The sequence below is a fragment of the Bacillus sp. GMa5/1 genome (assembly GCF_050172015.1).
Taxonomy (GTDB): Bacteria; Bacillota; Bacilli; order Bacillales; family Bacillaceae_G; genus Bacillus_A; species Bacillus_A cereus.
Window position 1 is genome coordinate 1 of the sequence record NZ_JBNLYC010000163.1, and the last position, 8,708, is coordinate 8,708.

Here is an 8,708-nt window from a genome sequence, read left to right on the forward strand (position 1 = left end):
AGTATTAGCTTCGTTACTGATGACAGTTATTATGAGGTATACAAATATAGCGAAAAATAAAGACCGAGGAAATATATTTATTGGAATCGTAAGTATACTATTTATTGTAGGAATTAACGTATTTTTACAGTGGAAAAATAAAAGTTCGTTTTCTGAAGATGCAATTGCGGATTACCTTGCAAACAACCAATCTTCTCTTTTAGTACAAATGACAAACTATTTTCCAACTACATATTTCGGAGCAGTGGCATTAGTAGAAAATGCAAATTGGAAGGGTCCTTTATATGTATTAATCTTTGCACTTATTTCATTTGTATTTTTTGTGTTGTTTTATTACATTGCAGAGCGTACATATTTAAAAGGGGTTATTGGACTTTCAACGAGTACAGCAAAAAAAGAAGTCATTTCAGCCGAAGGATTACAGAAATCAACGGTACAAAGTTCACATTTAAAAGCGTATGTGAAAAAGGAATTTAAAACGTTATTCCGTACACCACAATTTTTCTTAAATTGTATTGTACAAACTTTCGTTATGCCGATTATGTTATTCTTTGTTTTATTCGTGCAAGACGGGAATTTAAAGTGGATTACAGGGTATATTGATAACCCAAAATCAGCAGGCCTTGCAATTGGCGTGGGCCTTTGTGCATCGTTATTTTTAATGGGTAGTAACGTCATTGCAACAACGTCATTTTCGCGAGATGGAAGCTCTTGGTTTGTGAATCGTTATTTACCAGTAAAGGCTTCGGATATCTTTTTTGCGAAAGCAATCACTGCTTGGTTAATTAATGTGATCATTTTAGCAGTATTCGGTATTACGATGGCAGTTGTAGCTGGGATTTCTCCAGTCTTTATGATACTGTGGTTTTTACTAAGTGCGAACGGGTTGTTATTAATTAATTTAATCGGAACACGTTGGGACGCACAAACTGCAGATATTCATTGGGATACAGAGCAGAAATTATTTAAAAGTCGATATACAACTTTGTGGAATTTTTTAGCTAATATTTTAATAGCTTTAATTATTGTGGCGGGAGTAAGTGTATTATACTTCTTCCTTCATGTCGGACTATGGGTTATGTTTATCGTTTTATTTGTAATGTTTACGATTGTAAATTATATCTTTATTAAAATGTTAAAATTAGGTGCTGAACGTATACTGTCAAATATTCAATAAGAAGATAGATCCTCTGTATTCATGCAGGGGATCTGTGTATAGATGGAGGAGAAAAAGGTGAAGAAAATAGCAATTGTAACAGGGGCAACTCGTCTGAATGGAATTGGTGCAGCTGTATGCAAGGTGCTTGCTCAAAAGGGGATAGACATTTTTTTCACGTACTGGCCAAAGTATGATAAAGCGATGCCATGGGGAATGAGTGATCAAGAACCCTTTTTGCTGAAAAAGGAAATTGAAAGTTACGATGTTCGATGTGAAATGGCAGAAATCAATTTATCGCAGTCTTATTCGCCAAATCGTTTGTTTTATATGGTATCAGAACGGTTAGGTGATCCATCTATTCTAGTTAATAATGCAGTATATTCTACTCATACGAGGATTGAGGAATTAGATGTAGAGCAGTTGGATAAACATTATACAGTTAATGTTCGGGCTACTATGCTATTAAGTTCATTGTTTATAAAACATTATTCACTTAAAACGGGCGGGAGTATTATTAATCTTACTTCAGGACAGTCAGTAGGTCCAATGCCAGATGAACTAGCATATGCAGCAACGAAAGGGGCAATTGAAGCATTTACAAAGTCAGTGGCACCAGTAGCGATGGAGAAGGGGATTACTGTTAATGCTGTTGATCCAGGACCAACAAATACAGGGTGGATTACAGAGGAATTAAAACATTATTTAGTATGGAAATTCCCGCAAGGTAGAGTTGGAGAAACGATGGATGCTGCGCGCTTAATTTCTTTTTTAGTAAGTGAAGAAGCGAAATGGGTTACTGGGCAAGTCATTCACTCGAATGGTGGTTATTCATAAAAATATTATGTTAACAAATGCTGAGAAACAAAAAACGAAAGAAAATTTTATTTTTTTGTATAAATAAAATGTCAAGAAAGATAAAAATTTGATAGAAGAGTATATCGTCATATGAAGATAGTGATTCTTAATGTGACAATATACTCTTTTTCTTTTACTTGCGAGCAGAAAAATGAAGTAGAAGAAACTCGAATATTAAAATGAGTTTATCAGTTTTTGTCCGTATTATTATGAAGATTACTGTCGGAAAGATGGTAATTCATGTGAAAAGGGATTTTTTAAGGGGAAATCGAATCGTAAAGGGGAGGATAAATTATGTAAAACATAGGGGGATTTATATGAAAATGAAAAAGGTCGCTATCGCATCGATTACAATTGGTACAATGCTTACTATGGCAGCTTGTAGTCCTTCAGCAGATAAAGAAACGGAAAAGAAAGAGCAAGTAACTGCGCAAAAGGATGGAGAAGCAAAAACGACAAGTGCAGATGAAGCTTCAAAAACAACGAAAGATACTGAAAAAGAAACAAATACTTCTTCAAATGAAAAAACAGATAAGGATGCAAAAAATACGAAAGAATCATCAGGAACAGAAAGTAACGGCAAAACGTCAACTCAAAACGAAAATGTAAAAACAAAAGAAAAAGAAACGACAGGAAAAACGAATGATCAAACGACTAGCGGGAAAACAGCAGATCAAAGCACAAGTACAAGCACAAACAATAACGGAAAGGCAACGAAAGATCCGAAGAAAAGTGTTGCTGTGAAAACGAATGTTAAAGAAGTTGTAGCATTAATTGATAGCTTGGACAAGCAGTTAGCTGCTAATCCGAAATTGGAAACAGTAAATAAGCTTGGCAAACAAATTAACGAAAAGTGGGATGTGATTGAAAAAGAGCTAGAAGCATCACATCCGACGGATTCTAAAACAATCGGTCAAAGTATGTATCCGTTAATTGTAGGGGCGGAGAAGGAAAAGATTGATGTTAATAAAATGAAATCATTAACGACGAAAACGAAAAAAGATTTAAATCAGTTATTGACGAAACTTTCATAGTTTCAAAAGCCTACTCTGTGAGTAGGCCTTTTTTAGGTTGTTGTAATGTGCACAGTATAACTTATTTATTTTCATTTTCAATTACGATGCGAAAGGAACTGAATGCTTGTTGACTGACATAATCTTCTTCGCTAACTTTATAAGGAAATGGAAAAGCGACGAGTTGAAAATTACTTTCTTGATCCACTGAAGGCAATGTGAAATTAAAGATTTGTCTTGTTTCAGGTGCAACCTTAGTATAAACGACTTTTCTATTGTTAAATATTTCAACTTGTTTCCAATCTTTAAAAGCCACGATTGCGTAGGTCATTTCATCATTTGTTTCATTACCGTTTGATAAAATTAATTGCTTGCCTTCCTTTTCAAAGAAGACAGTTTGTAAGTTCTCTTCACGGTTCGTAACAAATACTGGTTCGTAAAGACCATCTTTTAAAATAGCATCTGGATCTATAAGGGGGAGTTTTATTTTTTCGTTTTCTTTCTGAAGAGGATGCATTGAATATCGCATACTTAGAATATCTTCTAAAATAGCTGCTTTATTTAAGTTATTATCTTTTAATTTGTATTCAGGTTTTTTTATTATTAAAAAGGTTAATTCACTTGCATTAGGAGAAGTGTGTAAAGAGATTTTCGTAGTCATTGAACTGTTTGGTTTCATATCAAAATAATAGTGTGATATTTCATTAGTAGTATCTTCTATTTTAAAAGGTTTTTGTTCGTAATCTTCTAGAACAATTAATCCATATTTTCGGTTTTCATTAATAGTATGTACGAATGATAATGTTACATTAATTTTATTATCCTCACTAGTAATTGTACTGCCATTGTTAATATGTTGGCCTTGATTATCCTTCAATCCGTAAGAAATAGTATTGGTTTGTTGCTCGCGTTTATTTTCTATGGAAGGTGGATGAGGTTGTATGATTGAAGTATTGAACAAAATATAAATTGTAAGTAATGAAATAAGTAAAACACCGCTAATAATATATATTTGTTTCATAAATAGCACCTCAATATATGTAAAATATTAGAGAAAAAAGATATGCAAGATGCATATCTTTTTTCTCTTTCTTACCAGAAAGCTTTTGTTTCGTGATTCACATCATTATAACCACTTAATTTATAGGTATGATTACCGATAGCGTAATCATCTCCATAATAAATGCTTGTGTTGGTCGCTGTAGCACTTACAAAGGATGATTTTTTTGCACTATTACTTTTCGTATTTACTAATGAGCCATCGCCATTGAAAGTTCTTGCTTTTGCATAAACATAGTCTTCGGTCGTAGTTGATTTCGATTTAGCAACTGCATATGGGTTACCAAAAAAGGGAGTATATACGCTAATGTTAGAGTCATTCTTAGGTGCAGCTGCAATAGTCAAACTAGGAACACTAGATGTTTTTGTTGATTGAATTGTATCAAAGTCAACTAAAACGGGCTGCTTGTCTACAGTATCGATCTCTGAAGCACTTGCGTTATTAGTAAAACCAAAACCTAAAACCGCTAACCCTAAAGTTGTCACCGATAAAGATTTTTTCATATTCACTAATTTTCCCACCTTTTTAAATTTTTGAGTTCGAACTCAATTCATACAATATATGAAAATTTCGAAACTCTCAATGGTTTATCCCATACTTAACTTTTCTTTTACTTTCGATTCAACATGTCTTCATTTGCAAAAAAGCGAATATATCTTCTAATGCTTAGCCAGCAAGGGATACAGGTTTAATTTTATGAAATTCATGTAAATTTAAATCTATTCATGTCAGAATCTCTGTTATTTTTAAGTTCATATGGGAAACTTATTAAAAAAAGGATGGTGACAAAAATGACAATCGATCGAATTTGTACAATTGGACCCGCAAGTAATAATAAAGAAACATTAGCACAGTTAATAAAGAATGGTATGAAAATTGTTCGACTGAATTTATCGCATGGCACGCATGAAAGTCATAAAGACATCATTCGTTTAGTGAAATCATTAGATGACTCTATTAAATTTTTGGGTGATGTACAAGGACCTAAAATAAGATTAGGTGAAGTGAAGGGAGAGCAAATTACACTTCAGGCAGGAGATTCTTTTATTTTACATACACAACCAGTTACAGGGAGTAATACAGAAGCAAGCGTTGATTATGAAGGAATACCGAATGATGTGAAAGTAGACAGTAGAATTTTAATTAATGATGGAGAAGTTGAATTAATTGTTGAAAAGATAAGTACGGACAAAATAGAAACGAAGGTAAAAACAGGTGGCAATATCTCATCCCATAAAGGAGTTAATTTACCAGGTGCGGCTGTTCGTTTACCAGCTATTACAGAGAAAGATAAAAAAGATATTCAGTTTCTTTTAGAAGAGAATGTTGATTTTATCGCGTGTTCTTTCGTAAGAAAACCTAGTCATATAAAAGAAATACGAGATTTTATACAACAGTATAAAGAAACGTCACCTAATGTAATTGCAAAAATAGAAACGATGGAAGCAATCGAGAATTTTCAGGATATATGTAAAGAAGCAGATGGAATTATGATTGCAAGGGGCGATTTAGGAGTAGAGTTACCGTATCAATGCATTCCGCTTTTACAGAAAATGATGATTGAGGAATGTAATCGAACGAATACATATGTCATTACAGCAACACAAATGCTTCAATCTATGGTAGATCATTCTATTCCAACAAGGGCTGAGGTGACTGATGTGTTTCAAGCTGTACTGGACGGGACGAATGCAGTTATGCTTTCAGCTGAAAGTGCATCAGGAGAACATCCAATCGAAAGTGTGAGAACATTACGTCTCGTTTCAGAATTTGCGGAGCATGTTAAAAAAGATGGACCTTTTGCGATGAAAGATGTACTGCAATTACTGCGTGAGTCTCTGGATGAGTAATAAAAAGAGGGCGGATATGCATCCGCCCTCGTGTTTTTCATTCATACTATTCTTGCTCTTGCTCATCCAAAATCTTTTCAAACGCAGCAGATACTTTATCAAACTCTTCATCATTTTCAATGTATGAAAACTCATTATCTTCTTCTACTTTTAAAAAGAAAATATCAATGTCTTCCTCAGTTTCTGTTTGGATATCTTCAACAAAGGCAACTGCAATATATTCTGCGCCTTCGACATCCATCGCTCCAAGTACTTCTACTTCTTGCTCTTCGTTATTCTCATCACTAAGAGTAAACACTTCGCCAACTTCAATATCAGACATATTCATTCTCCTCCTGTTCGACTCTAAAAAATAGAGTGCTCAAACTGCATACATACTAATATATCTTTCCATGAAAAACCAAATTCATACATAAGAAAAACGACTAATAGTTCTTTAGTATAAGTATCCAGCTATTAGGAGCATTATTTGTGTGTGCTATATTACTTAATCCATTCAACAATTGTATCCATAGTCTGTCTTGTTTTATCACGTTTTGGATCTTCTTTACGGTAACCAAAGGCAACCATAACAGATACTTCAAGATTATCGCCCTGTATAATGCCTTCTTGACGAAGTAAAGAGTCTACTTTCTCTTTATCGAATCCTTCTATCGGACAAGAATCAATACCGATTTGAGCTGCGCTCGTCATCATATTACCTAAAGCAATATAAGTTTGTTTAGATGCCCAATCAAATACAGTACGATCGGATTGTAATAAGTTAAAATCTGTTTCCTGGAACTTTTTGAAGAATTCATATCTAATTTTTTGAGTGTCTTCAGGCAATCCAATAATATCGTTCATCATATATTTAATATACTCTGCATCATAATGCATATCTTTAATGTTTCTTGAAAGAACAATGACAAAATGACTAGCTGTTGCAAGTTGCCCACCAGCGCCCCATGAATACGGTTGTAGTTTTTCTCTTAATTCTTTATTTTGTACGACAATAAATTTCCAAGGTTCATATCCAAAAGAAGAAGGAGATAATCTGCCTGTTTCTAAAATGAATTTAAAATCCTCTTCTGAAATTTTGTGCATAGGATCGAACTCTTTACATGCATGTCTGAAATGAAAAGCCTCCATAATTTTCTCTTTTGTAATTTCGTTTGTATTTGTCATAAAAGTTCCTCTTTTCTTTAATTTATTTTGTAAGTAAATTATATTTTTAAAGTAACATAGATACAAGTACGCACATTTATGTGGTATAGTATCAAAAAAGATACTAATGTTAAGGGAAGGGATTTATTATGGATTGTTCAAATGAAAATAATATAAATTACCCATTTTTAAATAAATATTCTTGTCCAGTTGAAGCTATGGTTGAGGTGATTGGTGGGAAATGGAAAGGTGTTATTTTGTATCATTTATTAGATGGGAAAAAGAGGTTTAATGAATTAAAAAGATTAAAACCTAATATCACACAAAGAATGTTAACACTGCAGCTTAGAGAACTTGAAGCAGATGGCATCATACATCGCGAAGTATACCGTGAAGTGCCGCCAAAAGTAGAATATTCATTAACTGAGCTTGGTGAATCTCTTCGTCCAATGATTTTATTAATGATGGAGTGGGCAACTCATAATATGGAGAAGGTTTTGGAGAGTAGGAATACGAAAAATAATAATTAAGAGTTGAAATTGGTATAGACGAGATATGTGAAATAGTTGTAGAAATAAAAGGTGTTTCCATACGTGAAAACACCTTTTATTTCTATATTTTTACTTTTTAACTTCAACTGCTGAAGTTGGAAAGTTATTTAAGTTTGCAATTTGACCATACCAATCAGCATGTTTAAAAACAACACCTTTTCCATATCCTTCAGTTGAAGTACGTTCCCATAGTGTTGTTGAATAGCTAGCGGTAGGGGATGCTGTACGTACAGAAACAATTTGATTTTGCCAACTAGCAGACAAGTTTTTATAACCGCTACTTAGAGAAAAATACTCGCTACCTTGATTTGTGAGTTTATAGAAGTCTGTACTACCAGGTCCGCTTCCTCCAACACCAAGGGGAGTGATTGAATTATTCAACCTTTGTTTATCTTTTTCAATAAAAGACTCTAAACTTTCTTTGCTCGAAAATCCATAAGATAACCAGTCTCCATTTTGATTTTGTTTCGGTAGAACTAACGTTATTTTTACGTCTTCCTTTAATGGAGCACTCAATTTGTTAAACGAATCAACAGTCTTTTCATCTACAGTTACATATTCGAAAGAGGAAATCGTATAATCTTTTTCGGTACTAGCTGATACTGATCCCAGTCCTCCAGTTAACGACAAAACAGTTAATAATGCACCTGCTATCAACTTTTTCAGCATGGATTCATCTCCTTCAAACTTAGATTTTTTACATAACTAAAATGTATGTTAATTTGAATGTTTTATAAATATTTAGAAATTTATAAAAATTAAACAGAATATTCTTTTATTATTCTGGAGTAAGGAAAGTAATTAAAAATGAAAAAAGGTTTACTTAAAAAGTAAATCCTTTTTGCTGACCTATTTCAAAACTCAATGGATGAAAGTTTCATTTTATCCATCTATGAATCATAAACTTCTTTTGCATTCGTAGAAGCAGCATCTAATAAAAGGAAAATAGCTGCTATCATATGTAGAAAGATGTCTATATAAGGAAAGAAGGCAACTAGAGTAACGATAATACCGATATAATGAGGGTACGTATTCATGCCTTCTTTTTTAGCTAATAAAATAGTAGTGATATGT

General features: G+C 33.2%; 10 protein-coding genes and 1 pseudogene. 5 read left to right on the plus strand and 6 right to left on the minus strand.

What is annotated here, in order from left to right; translation table 11 throughout:
- The 3 genes from ACQGSG_RS23720 to ACQGSG_RS23730 all read left to right on the plus strand — a co-directional run.
- Positions 1 to 1,177, plus strand: a 1,177-nt coding sequence (locus ACQGSG_RS23720; RefSeq protein WP_426948168.1) for an ABC transporter permease, incomplete at its 5' end; no start/stop codon positions are given.
- A 57-nt stretch (positions 1,178 to 1,234) separates the two neighbouring features.
- Positions 1,235 to 1,993 carry an SDR family oxidoreductase gene (locus ACQGSG_RS23725; RefSeq protein WP_002103389.1) on the plus strand — a complete coding sequence of 253 codons (759 nt, stop codon included), beginning with the start codon at positions 1,235 to 1,237 and terminating at the stop codon, positions 1,991 to 1,993.
- Between the two features lie 338 nt (positions 1,994 to 2,331).
- Positions 2,332 to 3,048 (plus strand): hypothetical protein, encoded by a 717-nt coding sequence (locus ACQGSG_RS23730; RefSeq protein ID WP_000782538.1) that lies wholly within the window; start codon positions 2,332 to 2,334, stop codon positions 3,046 to 3,048.
- Between the two features lie 61 nt (positions 3,049 to 3,109).
- Here ACQGSG_RS23730 and ACQGSG_RS23735 read toward each other — a convergent pair whose 3' ends face one another.
- Together ACQGSG_RS23735 and ACQGSG_RS23740 are read right to left on the minus strand one after the other, a co-directional pair.
- On the minus strand, positions 3,110 to 4,048 hold the full coding sequence (locus ACQGSG_RS23735) for a hypothetical protein (RefSeq protein WP_325842296.1): 939 nt from the start codon (positions 4,046 to 4,048) through the stop codon (positions 3,110 to 3,112).
- A gap of 71 nt (positions 4,049 to 4,119) precedes the next feature.
- Entirely contained in the window at positions 4,120 to 4,596 is a 477-nt protein-coding gene (locus ACQGSG_RS23740) for a hypothetical protein (RefSeq protein WP_001056346.1), read from the minus strand.
- A gap of 282 nt (positions 4,597 to 4,878) precedes the next feature.
- Between ACQGSG_RS23740 and ACQGSG_RS23745 the strand changes: the two genes are divergently transcribed.
- Positions 4,879 to 5,937 (plus strand): pyruvate kinase, encoded by a 1,059-nt coding sequence (locus tag ACQGSG_RS23745; protein ID WP_325842295.1) that lies wholly within the window; start codon positions 4,879 to 4,881, stop codon positions 5,935 to 5,937.
- Between the two features lie 46 nt (positions 5,938 to 5,983).
- On the opposite strand, the gene ACQGSG_RS23750 is transcribed toward ACQGSG_RS23745, so the two are convergent.
- Both ACQGSG_RS23750 and ACQGSG_RS23755 read right to left on the minus strand, forming a co-directional pair.
- Positions 5,984 to 6,265: a DUF1292 domain-containing protein gene (locus ACQGSG_RS23750; protein ID WP_002005464.1), complete on the minus strand. Its 282-nt coding sequence runs from the start codon at positions 6,263 to 6,265 to the stop codon at positions 5,984 to 5,986.
- Between the two features lie 155 nt (positions 6,266 to 6,420).
- Positions 6,421 to 7,104, minus strand: a complete 684-nt coding sequence (locus tag ACQGSG_RS23755) for an NAD(P)H-dependent oxidoreductase (protein ID WP_000185718.1) — start codon at positions 7,102 to 7,104, stop codon at positions 6,421 to 6,423.
- Between the two features lie 128 nt (positions 7,105 to 7,232).
- Here ACQGSG_RS23755 and ACQGSG_RS23760 point away from each other — a divergent pair, with 128 nt between their 5' ends.
- On the plus strand, positions 7,233 to 7,613 hold the full coding sequence (locus tag ACQGSG_RS23760; RefSeq protein ID WP_098279998.1) for a winged helix-turn-helix transcriptional regulator: 381 nt from the start codon (positions 7,233 to 7,235) through the stop codon (positions 7,611 to 7,613).
- Positions 7,614 to 7,703: 90 nt separating this feature from the next.
- On the opposite strand, the gene ACQGSG_RS23765 is transcribed toward ACQGSG_RS23760, so the two are convergent.
- Positions 7,704 to 8,303 carry a hypothetical protein gene (locus ACQGSG_RS23765; protein ID WP_325842294.1) on the minus strand — a complete coding sequence of 200 codons (600 nt, stop codon included), beginning with the start codon at positions 8,301 to 8,303 and terminating at the stop codon, positions 7,704 to 7,706.
- Positions 8,304 to 8,524: 221 nt separating this feature from the next.
- A pseudogene (locus ACQGSG_RS23770) lies at positions 8,525 to 8,708 on the minus strand (hypothetical protein); the annotation flags it as partial.